Origin of the sequence: Bradyrhizobium australafricanum (assembly GCF_020329495.1) — a bacterium.
GTDB lineage: Bacteria > Pseudomonadota > Alphaproteobacteria > Rhizobiales > Xanthobacteraceae > Bradyrhizobium > Bradyrhizobium australafricanum.
Genome location: NZ_JAGKJL010000059.1, coordinates 15371 through 38993 on the forward strand (window position 1 = coordinate 15371; position 23623 = coordinate 38993).

Genomic DNA, 23623 nt, shown 5'->3' on the forward strand with positions numbered 1-23623 from the left:
CTCAAGTCTTTCCGAGCTTGCAGTCGGGCGGTGCGACGCTCGCGGTTTTCAATGAGGTCTTCACCCATTGCTGGGTGTCGGCGCCGTAGGTCGCGAGATAGGCAGGCTGCGCCTGATTCTTCTCGCAGAGGAACGGCAGATGCGGTTTCAGGTCGTAGTCACACGATGCCTGCCATTCGCGCTTGTCCGCGAATGCGGCAAAGGTCTCCTCGCAGGCATAGAGGAAGTACGAGACAAAACTCTCATATTGGGACCGCTCTTCGCGGCCGGCGGCCTTGATGGCCTCGTAATCGGGCTGAGCGAATTTCGGATTCTGGAATGCGAGATCGGTGTAGCCGAGAAACGCCGATCGCGCGCTGGAAGCGCGGTTCGAGGTGCGGATTTCGTTGATCTGCAGCAGGATTGCAACAAAGCCGAGCAGCGCCACGGTCGCCTGCGCCATCTGCGCAAGCGTCCCGTATTTCTGCCACCATGCGGCCTGTTGCGTCATCGCCAGCATTACTCCGCGGCTACCATGTGCATGGGATCGCGCACGCCCTGATCGTCGAGATCGGCCTTGTGCGAATACTGGTCGATGCGCTCTTCGATCTCGTGACGGAAATGTGCGATCAGGCCCTGGATCGGCCAGGCCGCGGCGTCGCCGAGCGCGCAGATGGTGTGGCCCTCGACCTGCTTGGTGACCTCGAGCAGCATGTCGATCTCACGCTTGTGGGCGCGGCCCTCGGCCATGCGGGTCAAGACGCGCCACATCCAGCCGGTTCCCTCGCGACACGGCGTGCACTGGCCGCAGCTCTCATGCTTGTAGAAATAGGAGATGCGCGCGATCGCGCGGATCAGGTCGGTCGACTTGTCCATCACGATCACGGCCGCGGTGCCGAGGCCGGAGCGCAGCTTGCTCAGGCTGTCGAAATCCATCGGCGTGTCGATGATCTGCTCGGCCGGCACCATGCGCACCGACGAACCGCCGGGGATCACGGCCTTCAGATTGCCCCAGCCGCCGCGGATGCCGCCGCAATGCTTCTCGATCAGCTCGCGGAACGGAATCCCCATCGCCTCTTCGACGTTGCAGGGCCGCTCGACGTGGCCGGAGATGCAGAACAGCTTGGTGCCGACATTGTTCGGCCGGCCGATGCCGGCGAACCAGGCGGCGCCGCGGCGCAGGATGTCCGGTGCGACCGCGATCGACTCGACGTTGTTGACGGTGGTCGGGCAGCCATAGAGGCCGACATTGGCCGGGAACGGCGGCTTCAGCCGCGGCTGCCCCTTCTTGCCCTCAAGGCTCTCGAGCAGCGCGGTCTCCTCGCCGCAGATATAGGCGCCGGCGCCGTGCGCGACATAGATGTCGAACGGCCAGCCGTTGATATTGTCCTTGCCGACCAGCTTGGCCTCATAGGCCTGGTCGATCGCCGCCTGCAGCCGCTCGCGCTCGCGGATGAACTCGCCACGGATATAGACGTAGCAGGCATGCGCGCCCATCGCGAAGCTCGCGAGCAGGCAGCCCTCGACCAAAAGATGCGGATCGTGCCGCATGATCTCGCGGTCCTTGCAGGTGCCGGGCTCCGACTCGTCGGCGTTGACGACGAGGTAGCTCGGACGGCCGTCCTTGGATTCCTTCGGCATGAAGGACCACTTCATGCCGGTCGGGAAGCCGGCGCCGCCGCGGCCACGCAGGCCCGACGCCTTCATCTCGTTGATGATCCAGTCGCGACCCTTGTCGATGATCCCCTTGGTGCCATCCCAGGCGCCTCTGCGGCGCGCGCCCTCGAGGCCCCAATCATGCAGGCCGTAGAGGTTCTTGAAGATGCGGTCCTTGTCGTCGAGCATGCTCAAAACTTTCCGAACATCACCGATTGGCTTGCGAATAAGCGAGCCCGGCGGCGCAGCCGCCGAACACGATGGCCCACAACAGGCTGGATTCCAGCGTGGCGCTCAGGCCGTAGCGTTGCAGCAGGAACATGAAGCCGGCCGCGACAGCGGTATGCAGCGCGATCGTGCGCCAGGCCTTCATCGCAGCGCCCCTTCCTGCCTTGTTTTCCTGCCCGTTTGCCAGCACCTGAAAGCTCCGCATCAGGTGGTTTCCTTCAGCGTCGTCGGCCCGCCCGCGGGTGCCGAGAACTGACGGTCGATCTGCGGGCCCGGCTTCGGCGGATTGCCGGCGGCAAAGCCGTCGAGCACCTTGCCGAAGCTTTCCTTGGTCAGATCCTCATAGGTGTCCTTCCAGATCAGTACCATCGGCGCGTTCACGCAGGCCCCTAGGCACTCGACTTCTTCCCAGGAGAAGTTGCCGTCCTTCGACAGCTGGAAGGGATCGTGATGGATGCGATGCTGGCAGACCTCGATCAGGTCGGCGGCGCCGCGCAGCCGGCACGGCGTGGTGCCGCACACCTGCACATGCGCCTTCTTGCCGACCGGCGAGAGCTGGAACATGGTGTAGAAGGTCGCGATCTCCAGCATGCGGATATGCGGCATCTCGAGCAGGTCGGCGACGGCGCGGATCGCGGCTTCCGAAACCCAGCCGTCATGCTGCTCCTGCACGCGCCAAAGGATCGCGATCGCGGCCGAGGCCTGACGGCCCGGCGGATATTTCTCGATCTGCTTCTTGGCCCAGGCAAGATTCTCGTCCGTGAACGTGAAGCTCGCGGGCTGCAATTCCTTCGGGGCAAGGCGGCGGACGGACATCGATCAAACTCTCATTGCGCGCGGTTCGGATGCGGACATCGTCACCGGTCGACTTCGCCGAACACGATGTCCAGCGAGCCCAGGATGGCGGAAACGTCGGCCAGCAGATGGCCCCTGCAGATGTGATCCATCGCCTGCAGATGGGCGAAGCCCGGCGCGCGGATCTTGCACTTGTAGGGCTTGTTGGTGCCGTCGGCGACGAGGTAGACGCCGAACTCGCCCTTCGGCGCCTCGACCGCGGCATAGATTTCGCCGGCCGGCACATGCACGCCTTCGGTGTAGAGCTTGAAGTGATGGATCAGCGCTTCCATCGAGCGCTTCATCTCACCGCGGCGCGGCGGCGCGATCTTGTTGTCCTCGACCACGACCGGGCCCTGCCCGTCGGATGCCTTGAGCTTCTGGATGCACTGCTTCATGATGCGCACCGACTGGCGCATCTCTTCCATGCGGATCAGATAGCGGTCGTAGCAGTCGCCGTTCTTGCCGATCGGAATGTCGAAATCCATCTCGGCGTAGCACTCGTAGGGCTGCGACTTGCGCAGGTCCCAGGCCGCGCCCGAGCCACGCACCATCACGCCGGAGAAGCCCCACTCCCAGGCTTCCTTGAGCGGCACCACGCCGATATCGACGTTGCGCTGCTTGAAGATGCGGTTGCCGGTGAGCAGCCGATCGAGGTCGTCGACCACCTTGAGGAACGGATCGCACCACGCCTCGATGTCGTCGATCAGCTTCGGCGGCAGGTCCTGATGCACGCCGCCGACGCGGAAGAACGCCGCGTGCATGCGCGAGCCCGAGGCGCGCTCGTAGAACACCATCAGCTTCTCGCGCTCTTCGAAGCCCCACAGCGGCGGGGTCAGCGCGCCGACGTCCATCGCCTGCGTGGTGACGTTGAGCAGATGCGACAGGATGCGGCCGATCTCGCAATACAGCACGCGGATCAACTGGCCGCGGCGCGGCACCGTGATGCCGAGCAGCTTTTCGGCCGCGAGGCAGAACGCATGCTCCTGGTTCATCGGCGCGACATAGTCGAGCCGGTCGAAATAGGGAATCGCCTGCAGATAGGTCTTGTGCTCGATCAGCTTCTCGGTGCCGCGGTGAAGCAGGCCGATATGCGGATCGACGCGTTCGACGACTTCGCCGTCGAGCTCCAGCACAAGACGCAGCACGCCGTGCGCCGCCGGATGCTGCGGCCCAAAGTTGATGGTGAAGTTACGAAGGTTTTGCGGCTGTTCATTCATGGCTTCGGCTCCGCCTTGGCCTTCTCATCGCCGGGCAGCGGATAGTCCGCGCCTTCCCAGGGCGAAAGGAAATCGAACTTGCGGAATTCCTGGTTGAGCCTGACCGGCTCATACAGCACCCGCTTCTCCTGGTCGTCGTAGCGGACCTCGACGAAGCCGGTGAGCGGGAAATCCTTGCGCAGCGGATGGCCGTCGAAGCCGTAGTCCGTCAGCAGGCGGCGCATGTCGGGATGGCCGGTGAAGATCACGCCATAGAGGTCGTAGGTCTCGCGCTCGAACCAGTCGGCGCCCGGGAAGACGCCGATGATCGACGGCACCTGCGTGGTCTCGTCGGCCTGCCCGCGCAAACGGACGCGCGCGTTCAGCGTCGGCGACAGCAGATGGTAGACGACGTCGAAGCGCTTCTCGCGGCTCGGATAGTCGACCGCGGTCACGTCGGTGACGTTGACGAAACGGCAGCCGGGATCGTCACGCAGAAACCTGGCGACCTCCACGATTCTGCCAATCTCGACGTCGATAGTGAGCTGATTGAACGCGACCGAGTGCGCCGTGGCCGCGCCCGGAAGCGCGCTCACGATCGTCTGCCCAAGGGCGTCGAGCTTGCCGTCGTCCATACCTGAAACCTTAGCGTTCAATAGTGCCGATACGGCGGATCTTCTTCTGCAGCAGCAGCACGCCGTAGAGCAGTGCCTCCGCCGTAGGCGGGCAGCCCGGCACGTAGATGTCGATCGGCACGATGCGATCGCAGCCACGCACCACCGAATAGGAGTAGTGGTAGTAGCCGCCGCCATTGGCGCAGGAGCCCATCGAGATGACGTAGCGCGGCTCCGGCATCTGGTCGTAGACCTTGCGCAGCGCCGGCGCCATCTTGTTGGTCAGGGTGCCCGCGACGATCATCACGTCAGACTGCCGCGGCGAGGCACGCGGCGCGAAGCCGAAGCGCTCGACGTCGTAGCGTGGCATCGAGACCTGCATCATCTCGACCGCGCAGCAGGCCAGACCGAAGGTCATCCACATCAGGGAGCCGGTGCGCGCCCAGGTGATGAGGTCATCGGCCGCGGCGACGAAGAAGCCCTTGTCGGACAGCTCGTGATTGACCTCGAGGAAAAACGGATCGTTGGCGCCGACCGGCTTGCCGGTCGACGGATCAAGAATACCCTTCGGAGCCATGGCGATCTCAGATTTGGCAATCGCCGGCTGGGAGGTTGCGGCGGTGGGGCTCAATCCCATTCGAGCGCGCCTTTCTTCCATTCATACGCAAACCCGACCGTCAGCACGGCCAGGAACACCATCATCGACCAGAACCCGGTGGCGCCGAGCTTTCCGAACGCCACGGCCCAGGGGAACAGGAACGCCACTTCGAGGTCGAAGATGATGAAGAGGATCGCCACCAGATAGAACCGGACGTCGAACTTCATGCGGGCGTCGTCAAAAGCGTTGAATCCGCATTCATAGGCGGACAGCTTTTCCGGGTCCGGCGATTGGAACGCGACCAGGAACGGTGCGATCAGAAGCGCCAGACCGATCAGGCTCGCAACTCCGATAAAGACCACAAGTGGGAGATAATTCTGCAGGATGCCGGTCATCGGCGAGGCCTTCTTGCTGCGGTTTCGGACGTGCCGCAGATTCGTTGATTGGAATTGTTCTTGAGGCTTTAGCGCAGCGCAACAGAGGGCGCAAGACAAGCTATTTTGACGCTTTTACCGTCCTTCCCGCGGGCTCTTGGCCTCATCAGGCGGATGCGCTTGCCTCCATGGGCAACGCCGCGGCGGCCATCCGGTGCCCTGCGCTCTCCCCATATCAGCCCAGCCCCCGTTCGGCAGCGAGCATCTCGGCGGCGGTCAGGGTGAGCCGATCGATGTGTCCAAGCAGCAGCTCGAGATCCCCCGGCGCAAGCTGTTCCAGCAGGCGCCGGTTTCGTTCCTGGGCGCCGGCCACGATGGCATCATGGGCGGCCAGGCCGGCCTTGGTAAGAGAGACCAAAGTCTCCCGGTTGTCGCGCGGGTTGGCCGCCTTCGCCACGAGCTTGCGCGCCACGAGCTCGGCGAGCGCCCGGCTGATCTGCCCCTTGTCCATGCCGACGGCCTCGGCGAGCCGCACCACACTCATCGGCGGCCGCCGGCCGAGCGAGGCGACCAGACCGAACTCGACCGAGGACAGGCCGGTCAGGCGCTTGTAGCGCAGCATCGCGCCGCGCCTGAGCAGGTTCGCCAGCACCATCAGCCGCGACGACATCATCGCGGTGATCGGCGCCAGTTCGGAATCGACAACGGCCTCCGGCGGCAAGGCCCTCTCAGTCCTGAGCTTCTCGGTCATCACCAACCTCTGCCAACAAAGCCGCGCGCTGCCAAGCTCAACGATATCGTTGACATTGTCATCGATCTATCGTTGACTTGGTCAACGATAGATCAGCCGCCGGCGTCCGACCAGCGGCGGGGAGGACAACATGACGATCACCCAGCGCGACCGCGATCTCGGCACGGCCTATGCGATGAAGCCGTCCAGCACCCGGACCGAGCTCACCTCGGTCGGCCACGGCACGCCGATGGGCGAGCTGCTGCGCCGGTATTGGCACCCGGTCGGCCTCACCGGTGACGCCACCGATATCCCCAGAAAAGTCCGCGCGCTTGGCGAAGACCTGATCCTGTTCCGCGACCGGCATGGCCGGGCCGGCCTGCTACATGCGCGCTGCTGCCACCGCGGCACCACGCTCTATTACGGCAAGGTCGAGGAAGACGGCATCCGCTGCTGCTATCACGGCTGGAAATTCGACACCGAGGGCCGCTGCCTCGAACAACCCTGCGAGCCCGACGGCGGCCTGTTCAAGGACAAGGTGCGCCAGCCCTGGTATCCGGTGCAGGAACGCTACGGCCTGATCTTCGCCTATATGGGGCCGGCCGAGAAAAGGCCGGTGCTGCCGCGCTACGAGTGCCTGGAAAACATGGACGACGGCGAGTTCGTCGAGGCCGACGACTCCTCGATCGGCGGCGGCGGCCCTGCCGTGATCCCCTGCAACTGGCTGCAGCATTTCGAGAACGTCGCCGACCCCTACCATGTGCCGGTGCTGCACGGCTCATTCAGCGGCCCGCAGTTCACCAACATGATGGCCTCGATGCCCGAAGTGAAGTTCGAGATGTCGCCGCGCGGCGTCGCGGTGCGTTCGATCCGCAGGCAGGACGACGGCAAGGTGTTCTATCGCGTCACCGAGGCCGCCCTCCCCACACTGCGCGTCGTGCCCAATCCGCGCGTCGCGCAGTTCGCGCGCGTCGAATCGATCGGCTGGACCTTGCCGATCGACGACACCTCGTTTCGCATCTACGTCGCCGGCCGGGTCAAGAACGCGGGCGATATCGGGCGGATGCGCTCGAAGTTCAACGGCAAGTTCTGGTGGGACATGACCGAGGCCGAGCACCAGCAATTTCCCGGCGACTACGAAGCCCAGGTCGGCCAGGGAGCGGTGACGATCCATTCCGAAGAGCATTTTGGCCAGAGCGACCGCGGCATCCTGATGATCCGCCGGATGCTCGCTGACCAGCTCGAGGCCATGGCCACCGGCCGCGACCCGATCGGGGTGTCGTTCGACGCCGACACGAGGCTGGTCGAATTCGAGGCAGGGAATTACGTCCGCGAGGCGTAAGGCCCGCGCGCAAGCAACAACAACAAAGAAGATCGGGGGAGGAAGTCATGGTCGATGTCGCACCGCAGGCGGCCGCGCCAACCCAAGCTGCGGCCGCGCCCTCGGCGCACCGCTACTACGTCCTCGCCTTGCTCACGATCATCTACGCCCTCAACTTCCTCGACCGCACCATCTTCAACGTGCTGATCGAACCGATCAAGAAGGAGTTCACGCTCAGCGACACCACGATGGGCCTGCTCGCCGGGTTCGGCTTCGTGCTGTTCTATTCGCTGCTCGGCATTCCCATCGCGCGGATGGCCGATCGCCTCAACCGCCGCAACATCGTCGCGGTCGCCTTCGCGTTCTGGAGCGCGATGACCTATCTCTGCGGCCTCGCCTCCAGCGTCACGACGCTGGCATTGGCCCGGGTCGGCGTCGGCATCGGGGAGTCGGCGGGCACGCCGGCCTCGCAATCGATGATCGCCGATCTCTTCGACAAGAACGAACGACCGCGCGCGCTCGGCATCTACGCGATCGGCACCTATCTCGGCGTCTTCCTCGGCTATTTCATCGGCGGCTATGTCAACCAGCACTATGGCTGGCGAATGGCCTTCTTCACCGCGGGCCTGCCCGGCATCGCGCTCGCCGCCGTGCTGTGGCTGACGATCACTGAGCCGAAGCGCGGCGCAATGGCCGAGAGCTTCAAGGCCGAGCCGATCGGGCCGACATTGCGTTTCCTAGTATCGCAGCCGAGCTTCGTCATCGTGCTGGTCGGCTTTTGTCTGACGACCTACACCAACTACGCCACCGCGGTGTGGATCCCGCCGTTCCTTGCGCGCATCCATCACCTCACCAGCGCCGAGATCGGCACCTATGCCGGCACCTTCAAGGGTCTCGCCGGCATGGCGGGCACGCTGATAGGTGGCCTCGTGGTGGCGCAGATCGGCCGTCGCGACGACCGCTGGAAGCTGTGGGCGCCCGCGATCATGTCCGGCCTCGCCGGCCCGGTGTTCGCGCTGTCCATGCTGACGCAAAGCTTCACGCTGATGGTCGCGACCCTGGCGCTGACCTCGTTCATGGTCGGCTTCCATCTCGGCCCGATCTTCGCGATCGCTCAGACCGTGGCAAAACCCAGCATGCGCGCACTGGCTTCGGCGATCGTACTGCTGACCGCCACCTGCTTCGGCCAGGGCGTCGGCCCCCTCGCCGTCGGCATGATCAACGACGCGCTGAAAGGCACCTACGGCGTCGATGCGGTTCGCTACTCGCTGCTGTCGGCCGCGCTCACGACGACCCTCGGTGCCCTGCTGTTCGTGTTGGCGGCACGCGCGATCCGCGCCGACATCGCGCGCGCGAGCTAGCACCCGTCTCAGCCGAGCCGGCGCGTGATGTCAGGCTGCGCTCACGTCAGCTTGCCGGTGTATTTCTCCAGCGCCGCCCAGGCGTCCGCGCCGTAGGTCTTCTGCCACTGCGTGTAGAAGCCGGCCTTCACCAACGCGGCCCTGAACTGCACGGGATCGGGCTTGTTGAATGTCATGCCCTTCTCGGTCAGCTCGGCCTGCAGCGAGCGATCCATCTCGACCAGATCGGCGCGCTCCTTCACCGCCGCGGCGTCGAACGCGGCATTGATAAGCTCGAGCAGATCGGGCGGCAGGGCCGCCATCGCGCGGCGGTTGCCGAGAATCCAGTAACCGCTCCAGCAATGGTTCGAGAGCGCGCAGAATTTCTGCACCTCGTAGAGTTTTCCGGTCGAGACCTGCGCCAGCGGATTCTCCTGCCCCTCGACGATGTGGGTCTGCAGCGCCGAATAGAGCTCGCTGTAGGAGATGCTCGACGGCAATGCGCCGAGCCCTGAGAACAGCGACGTCAGCAATGCCGTCACCGGCACGCGGATCTTGAAACCCTTGAGATCGTCGACGCTGTTGAGCTGCCGGCTCGACGACGAGGTGATCTGACGGAAGCCGTTGTCCCAGACCTTCTTCAGCGGCACGACGCCGGTCTTCGTGATCGCCTCGCGCACGAGGTCGCCGACGCCGCCGTCCATCGCCGCCCAGACCTGGTCGTAGGACTGAAAGGCGAAACCGATGCTGGGCAGCCCCGACAGCGGCACCAGCGTCGACAGCGTCATGCTGGGCGCCGCCAGCAGCTCGATCCCGCCGGCGCGGACCTGGGACAGCATCTCCGGATCGCCGCCGAGCTGGCTGTTGGCGAACACCGTGATGTTGACCCGGCCGGACGACTGGGCGCCGACCGCCTTGGCGGCCTCAGTCAGGCGGATTGTTAGCGGATGGGTTTCCGGAGTGTTGACACCGAGCTTGAAGTCGAACTCGGCGGCCGCAACGGCGCGCTTACCAAACACCGTGGCGGCGAGTGCCGCGGAGCCGGTTCCAAGCACCCGGCGCCGGGTTAGTCTCATTGTTTTCATTATTGTTTTTCTCCCAAGCGCAGTTCCGCGCCTGGGGCAGTTTTAGCCGGCCGGCAGTGTGACGCAAGGCACGGTGAAACCAATCCGCCCGTGGCACGAAACCATTTCCCGGAACTCACGAAACGATCCGGAAACAGATGGGCCTTACCAGTACCTGCCATAGACGGCGCACAGACGCCCGGAGGCGACCATGAACCACTCGATCCATTCAGCTGACCGCGCGACCCATCTCAAGATTGTGGTGGTTGCCCTTATTGCGGGGATCGGGATCGCGGCGCTCGGTATTTCGGCCCGGAACAACGCGGATTTCACCCAGACTGCCCAGACCACCCAGGTCATCAAGGCCGGCAAACCGGTGGCGATCACCTCGTCGGGCACCTCCACGGTCCGCTAAAGATTTTTGCTGGCTTCGACAGGTAAGACGGCCGCCCTCGGGCGGCCTTTTTTGTTGGTCCTGGTCGTCTCAAGCTCGGACCAGCACGGTGTGGCCTTTGCGAGCAAGTTCGGGTACGGCGATTGCCGGACCACCGAGACCGGAGTGCACGCGATCGACGTGTGCAAGGTCGCAACCCGGCTGAGTGCCGCGAATGACTGAGCCTCGCCTCGCCGGCGACGACACTGCGAAGCCGCAGGATGCTTCCCGCACCGACGGGGCGCCCTTGCTCGGTCTTCCGGCATCGCTGCCGCTGGTGCTCGACCTCGACGGCACGCTGATCACGGGCGACCTGCTCTATCTGAGCTTCTTCTCGATCCTGCGCCGCAATCCGCTGATCGCCGTGTCATGCGCCGCCTGGCTGACGCGCGGCCGCGCGGCGCTGAAGCGCCGGCTCGCACAGCACCAGCGCATCGACTGGAGCCGGATCGAACTGCACCAGGACGTCGTCGCATTGGCCGAGCGCGAGAACGCGGCCGGCCGCCGCATCGTGCTGGCAACCGCGGCCGACGCGCTGCTCGCACAGAAGCTGGCGTCGCGTCTGCCATGGATCGACCAGGTGCTTGCCTCCGACGGCGAACATAATCTCAAGGGCGCCAACAAGGCCGACCTGTTGCGGAAGACATTCCCCGGGGGCTTCATCTACGCCGGCGACAGCGCCTCCGACCTCGCGGTCTGGGCCCACGCCGCCGGCATCATCACGGTCAATGCCCGCGATGCCGTGCGCGCCGCCGCGGCCGGGCTCGGCAGGCCGACGCTGCATCTGCAGGGCCGCGCGGCCGCGGCGAAATCTTAACCTCGTCCTAACGCGGTCGTTCGATTGCAAACCGCTCCGCGACCCCAGTCTTAAAAGTTGCTCGGCTAAGGTCAGCGTCAACAAAGGCGCAGGCCACAATGAATTTGCAGCAGCAAGTAATTTCAACCGGCTTCAAGATCATCTGCACGGATTGCGGCAGCCTGGCGATCAAGGTCGCCGATCCGGCGCACGCATCCGGCGACACCATCATCGAATGCCGCCGCTGCAACGCGGTGCGCGGCACGGTCGCGGACCTGCACAATTTGGCGCGGCGCGGCCGCGACCTGTTCGAATTCTAACCGCGGCCCCGCCAATGCTGTCAGACCCGAAGGCGACCACGCAGAGCGACGTTCCCTTGGACACGGTCTGGTCGATCCTCGAGGCCGCCAACGAATTGGGCGATACTCACACGGTTGACGCCTGTCGCCGCATCATCGACGCCAATTTGCGCGGCGATGCGCCGGGACAATCCGACCTCAACGCGGTCGCCGCATTCTTTGCCTGATCAAGGCAAGGTGTTGCCGTTGTGTGAATTCAATAGGGCATCGCGGTGACGAATGGCCAGGCAGAAACATAACAACACAGACCGAGATATTGCTTAACTTGCTTCGTCCAGGGCCGACCGGCTAGCTGCCTGGCAGCTTTCGGATTCGGACGGACCGATGACATTGACGCGCGATGACCTGGTTGTCGGGATCACGATCCCCGGGTTCTTCGTCCTCAGCGTCGCCTCGATGATCGCCTGCGGGCACGCATTCCCGGCGATGCATGTCTGGCGATCCGGCATCACCGCGCAGGCCGTCCTCGGCACCGCCATCATGGTCGCGTTCGTCCCGGCGTTCGTCGCGGCACGATTCAGCTTCGGTTATCTGATCGGCTTCTCGCTGCTGTCAGCCGTGTTCGGCTTCGTCTGGCTCAGCTTCTTCAGCGCGTTCGACTATCCGCACGCCGTCGCCCGCTGGGCCATGATCGCCGCGCTGGCCGCCGCGATGATCCCCCTGATGTTGCAGAATATCCCGGTTTGGCGGCCCGATTTGTCCGAGGCGGCCGTCAAGCGCATCGCGATTCTGCTGCTGGCGTCGTGCTTCGCCGTGCTGGTGGCCGACATCTCCTACGGGGCCAATCTTGGCAATCCCTATGGCGCAGCCCGCACCGCCGTCGTGCGCCCGGCGCTGTTGAACTATCTCACCGGAATCATGACCGGCGCGGTCCTGCCCTACCTGTTCGCGCATTTCGCATCGCGCAGCCGATGGATGCCGGCAGCCGGGGTGCTGCTGCTTGCGCTTTGCTTCTATCCCCTCGTCAACAACAAGACCGTCCTGTTGCTGCCGATCTGGCTGCCGTTTCTGTTCTGGCTGTACGGCCGGTTCGACCCACGGCTGGCCACGGTGCTCGCATTTCTGATCCCGATGATCGTCGGCCTTTCGGCTTTCGTCATTCTCGCCGCCGACAAGACCTACATCGTGTTCAGCACCATCAATCTGCGCTTCGTCGCGATCCCGTCGCTCGCGCTCGATCAATACGCCGACTTCTTTGCGCACCGCGAACTCACCCGGTTCTGCCAGATCACCGTCCTGCGATACATGGCCGCCTGCCCGTACGGCGAGCTCGGCCCGACCCTCGGAGCGATTTATCAGGACGGCAATTTCAACGCGTCCTTCCTCGCCACCGAGGGCATCGCATCGGTCGGTCTTGCGCTCGCTCCGGTGTCGGCTTTCGTCTGCGGGCTGATCCTGTCGGTGGGATCGATGGTCTCAAAGCACCTGTCGCCGCGCTTCATCGCGGTTTCGTCGGGCATCGCAGTTCAGGCGATCATGAACGTGCCGCTCACGACAGGCCTGCTGTCGAACGGGATAGCACTGCTGTTCCTGCTGTGGTGGCTGACGCCCGAACAGCGCGTGGCATTATCAGTCAGGCCCGAGCAGGCCGCTCAACCGGTCAGCGTTGTCGGCCTCGCGGCGTCCTGAGCTGTCGCGGCAGTTCGCCAGGTGCAGTGAACAGGAGGGCAGGCAACTCGTTACGGCATCGGTCCAGAAGGACCAATGGTTTCGGGCCAAACACGCTGCTAAGTCATTGAAATGAATGGCGCGAGAGACGGGACTCGAACCCGCGGCCTCCGCCGTGACAGGGCGGCGCTCTAACCAACTGAGCTACTCCCGCGGATGCCGATCATCGGATTGATCCGCGCAGGACCGAGGGCATAAAGGCCCGCATCCGGTTAGTCAAGGAGGTTGCGGATCCCTGCACAGCGTCGGCATTTTCGCGGCATGTACGCGGGTTGTCGCCTGTTTTCAGGGGAAACGGCGTAGTCAGCGAAGCCCCGAATCAAATAAGGCCTGATACGTCTGGGTTTCCTGTGGCCGGCCCGGCGCTGCCCGTTCCCGGAACCGGCGGTTTTCAGGACTTGTCCGGACGCATTTTCCCGACGCGAACGGCGCGCCATTCGCGTGAAAAGCAGCAATCCAGCCATTCAGCAACGAGGAGGGCCAGACATGGCGAAGAAAGCAGCGACACCGGCGACGATCACGCTGAAGCATTTGGCGGCGGCCATCGCCGAGGAGCAGGAGCTGTCCAAGAAGCAGGCCGAGGCGATCCTGACCGACATGGTCACAAGGATCACCAAGCACCTCAAGAAGGGCGAGCGCATCAGGATCGTCGGCCTCGGCATCCTCCAGGTCCGCAAGCGCGCCGCCCGCATGGGCCGCAACCCCGCGACTGGCGAACAGATCCACATCAAGGCCAGCAAGAAGGTCGCCTTCCGCGCCGCCAAGGAGCTGAAGGAAGCCGTCTAGCGCCTTCTCTCTCCGTTAAGGCAAAGCGCCATTCCGGCTCGTGACGCGGCCCCGGAGTGGCGCTTTTCTGTTATAGGATTGTCCTTCGAAACTCGCCTTGACGCGGTTTGCTTGCGCGAACCAACTTCGCCAAAGCGCATTGTTCCTTTCTCCAGTTTTTTGCGCGGTTTTCATGCTGGCACCGGCTCTCGACTTCAAGCACACCGTCACCGAGCGCTTCCTGCGCTATGTCGTGATCGATACCCAGTCCGACCCGGATTCACCCACCACGCCTTCCACCGAGAAGCAGAAGAATCTCGGGCGCCTGCTGGTCGCCGAGCTGCAGGCGATGGGGATATCCGACGCGCATCTTGACCCGCACGGATACGTCTACGCGACGATCCCGGCCAACACCGACAAGACGGTGCCGGTGATCTGCTTCTGCTCGCACATGGACACCTCTCCCGACTGCACCGGCAAGAACGTCAAGCCGCAGGTCGTGAAGAACTATCGGGGCGGCGACATCGTGCTTCCCGCCGATGCCTCGCAGGTGATCCGCCCCGCCGAGCACGAAGCGCTGGCCGACCAGATCGGCAACGACATCATCACCACCGACGGCACCACCCTGCTCGGCGCCGACAACAAGGCGGGCCTTGCCGAGATCATGGATGCCGCGCATTTCCTGATCACCAATCCGCAGGTCAAGCACGGCACCATCAAGATCCTGTTCACGCCGGACGAGGAGATCGGCCGCGGCGTCGACAAGGTCGACATCAAGAAGCTGGGGGCCGATTTCGGCTACACCATGGATGGCGAGACCGCCGGCCATATCGAGGACGAGACCTTCTCGGCCGATGGCGCCAGCATCATCATCGAAGGCGTCGCGACCCATCCGGGCTTCGCCAAGGGCAAGATGGAGCACGCCATCAAGATCGCCGCCGCGATCGTCGATCGCCTGCCGAAGGACACCTGCTCGCCCGAGACCACCGAGGGCAAGGAAGGCTTCCTGCATCCGGTCGCGATCTCCGGCGCGCTGGAGAACGCGCGGATCGACTTCATCGTGCGCGATTTCACCGAGGCCGGTCTGAAGCAGAAGGAAGCGCTGCTGGAAGACATCGTGAAGGACGTCATGAAGCGATATCCGCGCTCGACCTACCGCATGGAGGTCAAGCAGCAGTACCGCAACATGAAAGACGTGATCGATCGCCATCCCCAGATCGTCGCCTATGCGATCGAGGCGATCGAGCGCGCCGGCCTGACGCCGGTGAGGACCTCGATCCGCGGCGGCACGGACGGCTCGCGGCTGTCCTTCATGGGACTGCCCTGCCCGAACATCTTCGCCGGCGAGCACGCGTTCCATTCGCGGCTCGAATGGGTCAGCCGGCAGGACATGGAGAAGGCCGTGCAGACCATCGTGCACCTTGCGATGATCTGGGAAGAGAAGGCCTGATCAGGCCCGCGCGGTCACGATCCAGATCGCGCCGGGCAGCAGCACGGCATCGCCCTTCACGAAAGGCGCCAGCGCCTCGCGCATCGAGGCGATCGCAGCAGCGCGCACGTCATCCGGGTGCCCTTCCAGCGCGCGGCTGGCCGGCCCGATCTCGAGCGCGCCCTGGATCGCGGCATCGATGCCGCGCCCGGTCGCGACATCGAGCTCGACCCGGCACGGCTCCATGGCAATGCCGGAGAAGCCGGCTTCGCCCAGGATCCGCTTCACCCTCGCCTCGGAGGCGAACGCGAACGGGCCGGGATCCTCGGGCCCGAGCGGCGGCAGTTTCGGTACGTGCTTGTAGACGGCAGCAAGCGGCGTCATGAAGAACGGATTTTCGCGCGGCTCCTGCCAGCAGGCGAAGGCGAGACGGCCCGTCGGCTTCATCGCCTTGTGCAGATTGGCGAACGACACCACGGGATCGGCAAAGAACATCACGCCAAAGCGCGAGGCCAACAGATCGAAGCTCTCGCCGACAAAGGGATAGACGGTCGCATCGGCCAGCGCGAACTCGACCGGCAAACCCTGCGGCGCGCTCTGCCGCGCCCGCGTCAGCATCGGCTCCGAGACATCGACGCCGAGCACGTGACCTGCGGGCGCGACCTTGGCCGCCAGCGCGAAGCTCGAGGCGCCGCTGCCACAGCCGACATCGACGACGCGTTCGCCGGCTTTCGGCGCGGCGCGATCGATCAAGAGGTCGAGCACCGGCTGCAGCACGATATCCTGCGCGGCCTGACGTGTGGCCCAGCGCTGACCGCCCGGCCCGTTCCAATAAGCAATCTGGTCGGCGTTCTGCGGATGGCCAGCGTTCATGCGATCGAAACCTTGTGAGGAAGCTTCTGTTGTCTCATGTTTGGGCATGATCTTTTTCGGAAAACCACTTCGCACTTTTTCCGGATCATGCCCTAGCAGCTCTCGCGCGTCGCGGCGCGCAGCATCGGCATCAGCTGATAGGTGAATCCGGCATCCGCCTTGGTGACGGGATCGTTGGCGACGATCTCCTGCGGATCGGCATCGTCAGGCAGTTGCAGCACGCCGAGGCCCCAGACGCCGGCGGGATCGGCGACCGGTCCGAACACCAGCGCCTTGCCGGCCTGCAGCAGTTCGCCGCAATAGGCGACGTGCGCCTGCATGATGGCGGCTTCCTGCGGCGTCATATCCTGAGGAAAGGTCGGGCGCGGTCCGGTCAATTTGCAGACGTAGTATTTCATCGACCTGATCCGCGCTCGGAGCTCTATTTGGCGGCTGCGCTCGTGGGCTTGGCCGGTTTCGGCTTCGCGGCATTCGCCTTGGGCGCGCCCTGCCCGTCGCTGCGCGCGATGCCCCAGGGATCGGTCGGCTTCTGATCCGGCACACCGCTGAGCGCACGCTGATAGGCGCGCTGCTGGCGCGCCTCGTTGGCCGCATCGGCCGGCGACTTCTCGACCTCTTCGCGATAGCGCTGAACGTGATCCGACTGTGCGAATGCGGGTCCGGCAATCATGGTGAGAAGAAAAATCGCGGCGAGTTTGCGCATGCATCAAGTTCCCGGTTAGGCGGACAGAATAGCATCGCTGCAGCGTCGGCATCAAATCTGAGCGCGTGACTTTCGGCACCTTTCGCACCATCGGGGATCGAATGACATTCGGCACGCCAGCGCGGAGCAAGCGCGGTCCCGGCCATCCCCATGAGACTACTCCACGGCCGGGATCGCGCCCTCTCCGCGCGTTCACCGAGAGCCGTGCAATGGCCTTACTCCGTAGGGCTCATCAACCAGAGGCGGCTTTGCAGCTCGTGAAACACCGCGCCACCGTCATCCTGCGCGAGCATGTGCAAGCGGAGGCCGAGCTGGTCGGACGAGCCGCGGTTCTCACCGATGGAACCGCAGGGACCGTCGAGGGCGTGTTTCTGGACGAATCTCATGGGTTGCGCATCTCGATCAAGGGCCACATCGGGAAGTGGCCGATCGCGACCATCAGGATGCTGCAACCATAGGGCTGGATCCAGCGCCTTTGCCTCAACGGGCAAGGGCCGATGCAATCTCCCAATCATCGGGAGAAGCATGCCCGCGCGTCCGGACGGCTGGCCCGCTCGATAGGCTTCGCCTGAGGGTCGCGAATGGTGGGCGGTGAGAGGATCGAACTCCCGACCAATGGTGTGTAAAACCAGTGCTCTACCGCTGAGCTAACCGCCCTTGCCAGCGCGCCTCTTTAGCCTCGCCAGCCCTCAGGGCGCAAGGTCGCAAACGCCTCAATCCGTCAGCTCCAATCCTTGGGGCGCGCTGGCAATTCCTTGAGATCATTGATCCATGGCGCGGCGGAGCGGCACCAGACCTGGCGTCGCGGGGTCAATTGGCCGCGCTGGCGAATGCTGCCCCAGCGGATGCCCCAATCGTCGGGCCCGCCGTCCTCGCCGCTCGTGAACAGCGGCGAACCGCAATCGCCGCAAAAGTGCTGAAAGCGGATTCGGCCGTTATCGCCCCGCTTGCTGTAGAGCTTCGGCGCACCTGCGGTCAGCCGCACCTGTTCGGCGCTACAGATCACCGTGACGCGGTAGGGCGAGCCGGTCAGCGCCTGGCAGTCCGTGCAATGGCAGATCGACACCCGTTCGGGATCGATCTCGGCCTGATAGGTGATAGCCCCGCAATGGCATTGCCCGTCTATACGCATGTGGCGCTCTCCAATTCCGTCAAACAAAGCAACCGCCGTGGGCGCGGTTCCATCGTCCAGGGGCCTGGCTCTCGGTCCACCTCCCTTAACGGAGTAACGTCGGTATCCCATAGCTCCCTTGTTTGGGATACCAAATCGGGATACGAAACCCGCCAGACCGAGATTCTGTGCCCGCTAAGGCGGCCAAAGGACGGCGCCATGTCGCAGATGCTTCAGATCCATGACCAGCTCCGGGAGATGATCCTGTCGCTCGACCTTGGCCCCGGCGAGCGGCTGACCGAGCGCTGGCTGGAGAGCCGGTTCGAGGGATCGCGCACGCCGATCCGTGCCGCGCTGGTCCGGCTCGAAGGCGAAGAGCTGGTGCGCCGCGACGGCCGCAACTGGATTGTCGCACCGATCGACCTCGGTGAGCTGGAGGCGCTTGCCGAGTTCCGGATTCCGCTGGAGACGACGGCGGTGCGCCTCGCCTGCGCGCGGGCGAGCGCAGCCGATATCGCCGGCGTCGAGGAGATGCTGGATGCCTGCCAGTCCGGCGCGCCGCGCGAGGAATGGCATCGGGTCGGCACCGATTTCCATGTCGAGATCGCGCGGCTCTCCGGCAATCCCTTCATCGTCAAGGCGATCGCTGGCGCCATGACGAGGCTGTCGCGGGCGCGCTGGCTGGAAGTGTGGACCGAGCCGTCGCGCGAGCAGGCCTGGCGCGAGCACCGGCGCATCCTCGGCTTCATCAAGGCCAACGATCGCGATGCCGCCGCGCGCGAGGCCGCCGACCACATCACCGATACCCGTGATCGTCTGCTGCGTTCGCTGAACGAGGATCGCCGCGGCCTGCGGGCGCGCGGCTTCGCCGTGATCGGGCTGCGCTGACATGAACATCGAAGTCGATCGCGAAGCCCTGCTCGACGCGGGCCCCTGGAAACGCAATTTGATCGTCTGCGTGTTCGGCTCCTTCACGACAATCGTGGGGATGACGCTGCTGCTGCCGTTCCTGCCGCTCTATGTCGAGCAACTCGGCGTGACCGATCATGCCGCGATCGTGCAATGGTCGGGCGTCGCCTATGGCGCGACCTTCTTCAGCGCGGCGCTGACGGCGCCGTTGTGGGGACGGCTCGCCGATCGCTACGGCCGCAAGCTGATGCTGATCCGCGCCAGCCTCGGCATGGCGATCGCGATGTCGCTGATCGGCATGGCGCACAACGTCTATGAGCTGGTCGGCCTGCGGCTGCTGACCGGCCTGCTCGGCGGCTACGCGTCGGGTTCGACCGTGCTGGTCGCGGCACAGACGCCGAAAGCGCGATCGGGCTGGGCGATCGGCGTGCTGTCGGCCGGCATCATGGCCGGCAGCCTGGTCGGTCCCTTGATCGGCGGCGTGCTGCCGGGGCTGATCGGCATCCGCGCGACCTTCTTCCTGATCGGCGGCGTCATCTTCTTCACCTTCCTCGGCACGACGTTCCTGATCCGCGAGGAAGCACGTCCGAAGACCGCGAAAGGCGGCAAGGCGCGCGGCGGCTGGTCGCTGGTCCCGGACAAGCGCCCTGTCGTCGCGATGTGGGGAACCGGCCTGCTGCTGATGGTCGCCAACATGTCGATCGAGCCGATCATCACGGTCTATGTCGCGCAATTGGTCGAGGCACCGCAGGTGACGTTCGTCGCCGGCCTCGTGATGTCGGCGGCGGCGTTCGGCAGCCTGCTGTCGTCCTCGCATCTCGGCAAGCTGGCCGATCGGGTCGGCCACTGGCGGATCATCACCATCTGCCTTGCTGTCTCCGCGCTGCTGTTGATCCCGCAGGCCTTCGTGGTCAGCGGCTGGCAGTTGATCCTGCTCCGCTTCCTGATGGGGCTCGCACTCGGCGGCCTCCTGCCCTGCATCGCGAGCGTGATCCGGCACAACGTGCCCGATGCGGTCACCGGCAGCATGCTCGGCTATTCGATCTCGGCGCAATATGCCGGCCAGGTGATCGGCCCGCTCGCCGGCGGCTTCATCGGCGGCCATATCGGCATGCCCGCGGTGTTCCTCGGCACCAGCGTGCTGATGGCACTCGGCGCGATCGGCAATTTCGTCGTCGAGAGGAAAGACTAGTTCCGGCGCCGGCGTACCCACGTCGGCAACTCGATCGTTCCGTACCGCAACGACGAAAAAGCCCGTCGGGGTGTCGGAACGCGCGCCATTCGTTCGTCCTTTTGCCTGTGAAGCCAGCAAATGGAGATACCCAATGGCCGACCTGACGCTGACCACCTTCGATTGGGTTCCGGAGATGCCGCGGGGATTTGTGCGCGACCTCCGCGTGCGCTGGGCACTGGAAGAGGCGCGCTTGCCGTATCGCGTTGCGAGCGTGCCATTTCGCGATCGGAGCGCCGAGCACTTCGCGCACCAGCCGTTCGGCCAGGTGCCGTGGCTGACCGACGGCGACATCTCGATCTTCGAGAGCGGCGCGATCCTGCTGCATCTCGGCGAGCGCAGCGACGCGCTGCTGCCGACCGATCCGCACCAACGCAACGAGGCTTTGAAATGGCTGTTCGCAGCGCTCAACTCGGTCGAGATGGCGAGCCTGCCCTGGTCGCTCCTGGTATTCTCGGGCGAGAGCGGCGGCACGTCGGCATGGACACGCTTCGACGGCTTCCTGCAATCCCGGCTCAGGCACATGGAGCCGGTGCTGACGGGCCGCAAATGGCTGGCCGGGCCGTTCTCCGTCGCCGACGTTCTCATGGCGGATGTGCTGCGCCTGGTCGACCGCTTCGACGGACTGGCGGAATATCCCGCGTGTCGCGACTACGTCGCGCGCGCCACGGCCCGGCCGGCTTTCGCAAAAGCGCATGCCGATCAGATGGCGCACTTTGCCGCCGCGGACAGAGCCGCAGCCTTCCCGACCTGATCGCGAACAGCGAAAACAAAAACGGCGCCCGAAGGCGCCGTTTTCTTATGTCGATCTGAGCTCGCTCAGTGCGCCGTCAGGCCGCCGGACGCTTCATCGGAAGCATCGGGCTTGACGTCGACTTTGCTGGTCTCCTCTTCCCAGACGATCGGCGCGGGCACGCGGACCAGCGCCTTGGCGACGACCTCATCCAGCCGCGAGACCGGAATGATGTCCATGCCGCCCTTGATCGCATCGGAAATCTCCGTGAGATCCTTGGCGTTGTCCTCCGGGATCAGCACCGTCTTGATGCCGCCGCGGGCGGCAGCCAGGAGCTTCTCCTTCAGACCGCCGATCGGCAGCACGCGACCACGCAGCGTGATCTCGCCGGTCATCGCGACATCGTGGCGGACCGGGATGCCGGTCATGACCGAGATAATCGCGGTGGCCATCGCCACACCGGCGGACGGACCGTCCTTCGGCGTCGCGCCCTCCGGCACGTGAACGTGGATGTCGCGGCGGTCGAACATCGGCGGTTCGATGCCGTAGACGATCGCACGCGAGCGGACGTAGGACGCCGCCGCCGAGATCGACTCCTTCATCACATCGCGCAGATTGCCCGTGACGGTCATCTTGCCCTTGCCGGGCATCATGACGCCTTCAATGGTGAGCAACTCGCCGCCGACATCGGTCCAGGCCAGACCGGTGACGATACCGACCTGATCCTCGTCGTCGATCTCGCCGAAGCGATACTTCGGAACGCCGAGGAACTCTTCGATGTTCGCCTCGGTGACCTTCACCGACTTCTTCTTGGAGATCATCAGCTCCTTCACCGCCTTGCGGGCGAGTGTGGAGAGCTCACGCTCCAGGTTACGCACGCCCGCTTCGCGGGTGTAGCGGCGGATCATCAAGAGCAAGGCCGCGTCGTCGATCGACCATTCCTTGGAGTCCAGACCGTGCTTGGAGAGCGCGCTCGGGATCAGATGCTTGCGCGCGATCTCGACCTTCTCGTTCTCCGTGTAGCCGGCGATCCGGATGATCTCCATGCGGTCCATCAGCGGGCCGGGAATATTCAGCGTATTCGCGGTCGTGATGAACATCACGTTGGACAGGTCGTAGTCGACCTCCAGGTAGTGGTCGTTGAAGGTCGAGTTCTGCTCGGGGTCCAAGACCTCAAGCAGCGCCGACGACGGATCGCCGCGGAAATCGGCGCCCATCTTGTCGATCTCGTCCAGCAGGAACAGCGGGTTCGAGGTCTTCGCCTTGCGCATCGACTGGATGATCTTGCCGGGCATCGAGCCGATATAGGTGCGGCGGTGACCGCGGATCTCGGCCTCGTCACGCACGCCGCCGAGCGACACGCGCACGAATTCGCGCCCCGTGGCCTTCGCGATCGACTTGCCGAGCGAGGTCTTGCCGACGCCGGGAGGCCCGACCAGGCACAGGATCGGTCCGGTCAGCTTGTTGGCGCGCGACTGCACCGCGAGATACTCGACGATACGGTCCTTGACCTTCTCGAGTCCGTAGTGATCGGAGTCCAGCACCGCTTGCGCGGCCTCGAGGTCCTTCTTGACCTTGGACTTCTTGCCCCACGGGATCGACAGCAGCCAATCCAGGTAGTTGCGCACGACGGTCGCTTCCGCCGACATCGGCGACATCTGGCGCAGCTTCTTCAGCTCGTGCTGGGCCTTCTCGCGTGCTTCCTTGGACAGCTTGGTCTTGGAGATCTTCTCCTCCAGATCGGCCAACTCGTCACGACCTTCGTCGTCGCCGAGCTCCTTCTGGATCGCCTTCATCTGCTCGTTCAGGTAATACTCGCGCTGGGTCTTCTCCATCTGGCGCTTGACACGCGAGCGGATGCGCTTCTCGACCTGCAACACCGAGATCTCGCTTTCCATCAGGCCCAGCACCTTCTCCAGGCGCTGCGTGACGGACAACGTCTCCAGGATCGCTTGCCGATCGGCAATCTTGACCGCGAGATGCGAGGCAACGGTATCGCCGAGCTTGGCGAAATCGGTGATCGCCTGAACCACGCCGACGACTTCGGCGGAGATCTTCTTGTTCAGCTTCACATAGCTTTCGAAGTCGGACACGACCGACCGCGCCAACGCCTCGGCTTCGACCGAGTTGGCGTCAGTGTCGGCGAGCGCGACCGCGGTCGCCTCGTAATATTCGCTGCGGTCGGAATACTTCTCGACCCGCGCGCGCTCGAGGCCCTCGACCAGCACCTTGACGGTGCCGTCGGGCAGTTTCAGGAGCTGCAGGACGCTGGCGAGCGTACCGGTCTCGTAAATTGAATCGGGTGCCGGATCGTCATCGGACGCGTTCTTCTGCGTCGCGAGCATGATCAGCGCGTCGTTCTTCATCACCTCTTCGAGCGCGCGGATCGATTTCTCGCGGCCGACGAACAGCGGCACGATCATGTGCGGGAAGACGACGATGTCGCGGAGCGGCAGCACCGGATAGGAGTGGCTTTCGCCGTGGACGATCGTTGGCCGGGGTTTTGAGGTCGTCATGGCCTAATCCTTTTGTTGTGCCCCCTTGCACGCAGTCCGCCTGCTTGCGCAACCGCCACAAGGTGCCTTGGTGATGCGGAATGAGAATGCCTTCGGCAGCCGCTTATTCCGCATCGTGAAGCGACGAATCTCAACGGATGAGATCCCTCACCGATAGCAT

28 protein-coding genes and 2 tRNA genes are annotated in these 23623 nt (G+C 64.4%); 13 read left to right on the forward strand and 17 right to left on the reverse strand.

All coding sequences use genetic code 11. The features are described 5' to 3' along the window. Position 1 precedes the first annotated feature (1 nt). The 9 genes from J6525_RS36055 to J6525_RS36095 all read right to left on the reverse strand — a co-directional run bounded on the left by J6525_RS36055 (position 2) and on the right by J6525_RS36095 (position 6233). Complete coding sequence (locus J6525_RS36055) at positions 2–490, reverse strand: hypothetical protein (protein WP_137477838.1); 489 nt, start codon at positions 488–490, stop codon at positions 2–4. An 8-nt stretch (positions 491–498) separates the two neighbouring features. Beyond that, on the reverse strand, positions 499–1824 hold the full coding sequence (nuoF, locus tag J6525_RS36060; protein WP_069276819.1) for an NADH-quinone oxidoreductase subunit NuoF: 1326 nt from the start codon (positions 1822–1824) through the stop codon (positions 499–501). A 19-nt stretch (positions 1825–1843) separates the two neighbouring features. Further along, the gene (locus J6525_RS36065; RefSeq protein ID WP_050384881.1) at positions 1844–2068 is read right to left on the reverse strand and encodes a hypothetical protein; all 225 of its coding nucleotides are present in this window, start codon (positions 2066–2068) and stop codon (positions 1844–1846) included. Continuing rightward, positions 2068–2679, reverse strand: coding sequence for an NADH-quinone oxidoreductase subunit NuoE (nuoE, locus tag J6525_RS36070; protein WP_016847752.1), 612 nt, complete (start codon positions 2677–2679; stop codon positions 2068–2070). The genes J6525_RS36065 and nuoE overlap by 1 nt, the downstream gene beginning before the upstream one ends. Positions 2680–2720: 41 nt before the next feature. Beyond that, the gene (locus J6525_RS36075) at positions 2721–3917 is read right to left on the reverse strand and encodes an NADH-quinone oxidoreductase subunit D (protein WP_225648200.1); all 1197 of its coding nucleotides are present in this window, start codon (positions 3915–3917) and stop codon (positions 2721–2723) included. Further along, positions 3914–4531, reverse strand: a complete 618-nt coding sequence (locus J6525_RS36080; protein ID WP_076825355.1) for an NADH-quinone oxidoreductase subunit C — start codon at positions 4529–4531, stop codon at positions 3914–3916. Before J6525_RS36080 ends, J6525_RS36075 begins: the two co-directional genes overlap by 4 nt. Before the next feature lie 10 nt (positions 4532–4541). Next, positions 4542–5087, reverse strand: coding sequence for a NuoB/complex I 20 kDa subunit family protein (locus J6525_RS36085; RefSeq protein ID WP_018271859.1), 546 nt, complete (start codon positions 5085–5087; stop codon positions 4542–4544). A 50-nt stretch (positions 5088–5137) separates the two neighbouring features. Continuing rightward, a complete protein-coding gene (locus J6525_RS36090) occupies positions 5138–5503 on the reverse strand; it encodes an NADH-quinone oxidoreductase subunit A (protein WP_018271860.1) in 366 nt (121 codons plus the stop codon). 214 nt (positions 5504–5717) lie between these two features. Beyond that, a complete protein-coding gene (locus J6525_RS36095; RefSeq protein WP_050384956.1) occupies positions 5718–6233 on the reverse strand; it encodes a MarR family winged helix-turn-helix transcriptional regulator in 516 nt (171 codons plus the stop codon). A gap of 130 nt (positions 6234–6363) precedes the next feature. On the opposite strand from J6525_RS36095, the gene J6525_RS36100 reads away from it, so the two are divergent. Both J6525_RS36100 and J6525_RS36105 read left to right on the forward strand, forming a co-directional pair. After that, entirely contained in the window at positions 6364–7554 is a 1191-nt protein-coding gene (locus J6525_RS36100; RefSeq protein ID WP_225648201.1) for an aromatic ring-hydroxylating dioxygenase subunit alpha, read from the forward strand. 47 nt (positions 7555–7601) lie between these two features. Then, complete coding sequence (locus J6525_RS36105; protein ID WP_225648202.1) at positions 7602–8894, forward strand: spinster family MFS transporter; 1293 nt, start codon at positions 7602–7604, stop codon at positions 8892–8894. A 41-nt stretch (positions 8895–8935) separates the two neighbouring features. Here the strand turns inward: J6525_RS36105 and J6525_RS36110 are convergent, their stop codons facing one another. After that, positions 8936–9949: a TRAP transporter substrate-binding protein gene (locus J6525_RS36110; protein ID WP_225648218.1), complete on the reverse strand. Its 1014-nt coding sequence runs from the start codon at positions 9947–9949 to the stop codon at positions 8936–8938. 199 nt (positions 9950–10148) lie between these two features. Between J6525_RS36110 and J6525_RS36115 the strand changes: the two genes are divergently transcribed. The 5 genes from J6525_RS36115 (at position 10149) to J6525_RS36135 (ending at position 13154) form a co-directional block, all read left to right on the forward strand. After that, on the forward strand, positions 10149–10352 hold the full coding sequence (locus J6525_RS36115) for a hypothetical protein (protein ID WP_092077524.1): 204 nt from the start codon (positions 10149–10151) through the stop codon (positions 10350–10352). A 193-nt stretch (positions 10353–10545) separates the two neighbouring features. Continuing rightward, positions 10546–11187: a haloacid dehalogenase-like hydrolase gene (locus tag J6525_RS36120; protein ID WP_225648203.1), complete on the forward strand. Its 642-nt coding sequence runs from the start codon at positions 10546–10548 to the stop codon at positions 11185–11187. Positions 11188–11285: 98 nt separating this feature from the next. Continuing rightward, complete coding sequence (locus tag J6525_RS36125; RefSeq protein ID WP_028333962.1) at positions 11286–11486, forward strand: hypothetical protein; 201 nt, start codon at positions 11286–11288, stop codon at positions 11484–11486. 14 nt (positions 11487–11500) lie between these two features. Then, the gene (locus J6525_RS36130) at positions 11501–11692 is read left to right on the forward strand and encodes a hypothetical protein (RefSeq protein WP_076825345.1); all 192 of its coding nucleotides are present in this window, start codon (positions 11501–11503) and stop codon (positions 11690–11692) included. A 157-nt stretch (positions 11693–11849) separates the two neighbouring features. Further along, positions 11850–13154, forward strand: a complete 1305-nt coding sequence (locus tag J6525_RS36135) for a hypothetical protein (protein WP_225648204.1) — start codon at positions 11850–11852, stop codon at positions 13152–13154. Positions 13155–13270: 116 nt separating this feature from the next. On the opposite strand, the gene J6525_RS36140 is transcribed toward J6525_RS36135, so the two are convergent. After that, positions 13271–13347, reverse strand: a tRNA-Asp gene (locus J6525_RS36140). A 308-nt stretch (positions 13348–13655) separates the two neighbouring features. Here J6525_RS36140 and J6525_RS36145 point away from each other — a divergent pair. After that, positions 13656–13979: an HU family DNA-binding protein gene (locus J6525_RS36145; protein ID WP_259171327.1), complete on the forward strand. Its 324-nt coding sequence runs from the start codon at positions 13656–13658 to the stop codon at positions 13977–13979. A 172-nt stretch (positions 13980–14151) separates the two neighbouring features. Then, complete coding sequence (gene pepT, locus J6525_RS36150) at positions 14152–15408, forward strand: peptidase T (RefSeq protein ID WP_225648205.1); 1257 nt, start codon at positions 14152–14154, stop codon at positions 15406–15408. Here pepT and J6525_RS36155 read toward each other — a convergent pair whose 3' ends face one another. From J6525_RS36155 to J6525_RS36165, 3 genes are all read right to left on the reverse strand, one after another. Next, positions 15409–16260 (reverse strand): class I SAM-dependent methyltransferase, encoded by an 852-nt coding sequence (locus tag J6525_RS36155; RefSeq protein WP_225648206.1) that lies wholly within the window; start codon positions 16258–16260, stop codon positions 15409–15411. 92 nt (positions 16261–16352) lie between these two features. After that, positions 16353–16658 (reverse strand): YciI family protein, encoded by a 306-nt coding sequence (locus J6525_RS36160; RefSeq protein ID WP_092077809.1) that lies wholly within the window; start codon positions 16656–16658, stop codon positions 16353–16355. Between the two features lie 23 nt (positions 16659–16681). Next, positions 16682–16963, reverse strand: coding sequence for a hypothetical protein (locus J6525_RS36165; RefSeq protein WP_038385060.1), 282 nt, complete (start codon positions 16961–16963; stop codon positions 16682–16684). A gap of 248 nt (positions 16964–17211) precedes the next feature. Here J6525_RS36165 and J6525_RS36170 point away from each other — a divergent pair, with 248 nt between their 5' ends. Next, positions 17212–17421, forward strand: coding sequence for a hypothetical protein (locus J6525_RS36170; RefSeq protein WP_016847733.1), 210 nt, complete (start codon positions 17212–17214; stop codon positions 17419–17421). Between the two features lie 124 nt (positions 17422–17545). Here the strand turns inward: J6525_RS36170 and J6525_RS36175 are convergent. Together J6525_RS36175 and J6525_RS36180 are read right to left on the reverse strand one after the other, a co-directional pair. After that, a tRNA-Val gene (locus J6525_RS36175) sits at positions 17546–17620 on the reverse strand. Between the two features lie 64 nt (positions 17621–17684). Next, positions 17685–18095: a GFA family protein gene (locus J6525_RS36180; protein WP_225648207.1), complete on the reverse strand. Its 411-nt coding sequence runs from the start codon at positions 18093–18095 to the stop codon at positions 17685–17687. Between the two features lie 198 nt (positions 18096–18293). Here J6525_RS36180 and J6525_RS36185 point away from each other — a divergent pair, with 198 nt between their 5' ends. The 3 genes from J6525_RS36185 (at position 18294) to J6525_RS36195 (ending at position 20968) form a co-directional block, all read left to right on the forward strand. Further along, entirely contained in the window at positions 18294–18962 is a 669-nt protein-coding gene (locus J6525_RS36185) for a GntR family transcriptional regulator (protein ID WP_225648208.1), read from the forward strand. 1 nt (position 18963) lies between these two features. Then, positions 18964–20175 (forward strand): MFS transporter, encoded by a 1212-nt coding sequence (locus tag J6525_RS36190; protein WP_092077821.1) that lies wholly within the window; start codon positions 18964–18966, stop codon positions 20173–20175. 133 nt (positions 20176–20308) lie between these two features. Then, entirely contained in the window at positions 20309–20968 is a 660-nt protein-coding gene (locus J6525_RS36195; protein ID WP_225648209.1) for a glutathione S-transferase family protein, read from the forward strand. Positions 20969–21033: 65 nt separating this feature from the next. On the opposite strand, the gene lon is transcribed toward J6525_RS36195, so the two are convergent. Beyond that, positions 21034–23463, reverse strand: coding sequence for an endopeptidase La (gene lon / locus J6525_RS36200; protein ID WP_028333951.1), 2430 nt, complete (start codon positions 23461–23463; stop codon positions 21034–21036). Between the last annotated feature and the right edge of the window lie 160 nt (positions 23464–23623).

Bases quoted from the DNA above. Each gene is read 5' to 3' on its own strand.
- J6525_RS36155 (WP_225648206.1), bottom strand. From the start codon at position 16,260: ATGAACGCTGGCCATCCGCAGAACGCCGACCAGATTGCTTATTGGAAC.
- J6525_RS36135 (WP_225648204.1), top strand. From the start codon at position 11,850: ATGACATTGACGCGCGATGACCTGGTTGTCGGGATCACGATCCCCGGG.
- J6525_RS36080 (WP_076825355.1), bottom strand. From the start codon at position 4,531: ATGGACGACGGCAAGCTCGACGCCCTTGGGCAGACGATCGTGAGCGCG.
- J6525_RS36160 (WP_092077809.1), bottom strand. From the start codon at position 16,658: ATGAAATACTACGTCTGCAAATTGACCGGACCGCGCCCGACCTTTCCT.
- J6525_RS36195 (WP_225648209.1), top strand. From the start codon at position 20,309: ATGGCCGACCTGACGCTGACCACCTTCGATTGGGTTCCGGAGATGCCG.
- J6525_RS36085 (WP_018271859.1), bottom strand. From the start codon at position 5,087: ATGGCTCCGAAGGGTATTCTTGATCCGTCGACCGGCAAGCCGGTCGGC.
- J6525_RS36165 (WP_038385060.1), bottom strand. From the start codon at position 16,963: ATGCGCAAACTCGCCGCGATTTTTCTTCTCACCATGATTGCCGGACCC.
- J6525_RS36100 (WP_225648201.1), top strand. From the start codon at position 6,364: ATGACGATCACCCAGCGCGACCGCGATCTCGGCACGGCCTATGCGATG.
- J6525_RS36120 (WP_225648203.1), top strand. From the start codon at position 10,546: ATGACTGAGCCTCGCCTCGCCGGCGACGACACTGCGAAGCCGCAGGAT.
- J6525_RS36115 (WP_092077524.1), top strand. From the start codon at position 10,149: ATGAACCACTCGATCCATTCAGCTGACCGCGCGACCCATCTCAAGATT.
- J6525_RS36190 (WP_092077821.1), top strand. From the start codon at position 18,964: ATGAACATCGAAGTCGATCGCGAAGCCCTGCTCGACGCGGGCCCCTGG.
- J6525_RS36105 (WP_225648202.1), top strand. From the start codon at position 7,602: ATGGTCGATGTCGCACCGCAGGCGGCCGCGCCAACCCAAGCTGCGGCC.
- J6525_RS36055 (WP_137477838.1), bottom strand. From the start codon at position 490: ATGACGCAACAGGCCGCATGGTGGCAGAAATACGGGACGCTTGCGCAG.
- J6525_RS36180 (WP_225648207.1), bottom strand. From the start codon at position 18,095: ATGCGTATAGACGGGCAATGCCATTGCGGGGCTATCACCTATCAGGCC.
- J6525_RS36090 (WP_018271860.1), bottom strand. From the start codon at position 5,503: ATGACCGGCATCCTGCAGAATTATCTCCCACTTGTGGTCTTTATCGGA.
- J6525_RS36075 (WP_225648200.1), bottom strand. From the start codon at position 3,917: ATGAATGAACAGCCGCAAAACCTTCGTAACTTCACCATCAACTTTGGG.
- J6525_RS36110 (WP_225648218.1), bottom strand. From the start codon at position 9,949: ATGAGACTAACCCGGCGCCGGGTGCTTGGAACCGGCTCCGCGGCACTC.
- lon (WP_028333951.1), bottom strand. From the start codon at position 23,463: ATGACGACCTCAAAACCCCGGCCAACGATCGTCCACGGCGAAAGCCAC.
- pepT (WP_225648205.1), top strand. From the start codon at position 14,152: ATGCTGGCACCGGCTCTCGACTTCAAGCACACCGTCACCGAGCGCTTC.
- J6525_RS36065 (WP_050384881.1), bottom strand. From the start codon at position 2,068: ATGCGGAGCTTTCAGGTGCTGGCAAACGGGCAGGAAAACAAGGCAGGA.
- nuoE (WP_016847752.1), bottom strand. From the start codon at position 2,679: ATGTCCGTCCGCCGCCTTGCCCCGAAGGAATTGCAGCCCGCGAGCTTC.
- J6525_RS36095 (WP_050384956.1), bottom strand. From the start codon at position 6,233: ATGACCGAGAAGCTCAGGACTGAGAGGGCCTTGCCGCCGGAGGCCGTT.
- nuoF (WP_069276819.1), bottom strand. From the start codon at position 1,824: ATGCTCGACGACAAGGACCGCATCTTCAAGAACCTCTACGGCCTGCAT.
- J6525_RS36130 (WP_076825345.1), top strand. From the start codon at position 11,501: ATGCTGTCAGACCCGAAGGCGACCACGCAGAGCGACGTTCCCTTGGAC.
- J6525_RS36125 (WP_028333962.1), top strand. From the start codon at position 11,286: ATGAATTTGCAGCAGCAAGTAATTTCAACCGGCTTCAAGATCATCTGC.
- J6525_RS36185 (WP_225648208.1), top strand. From the start codon at position 18,294: ATGTCGCAGATGCTTCAGATCCATGACCAGCTCCGGGAGATGATCCTG.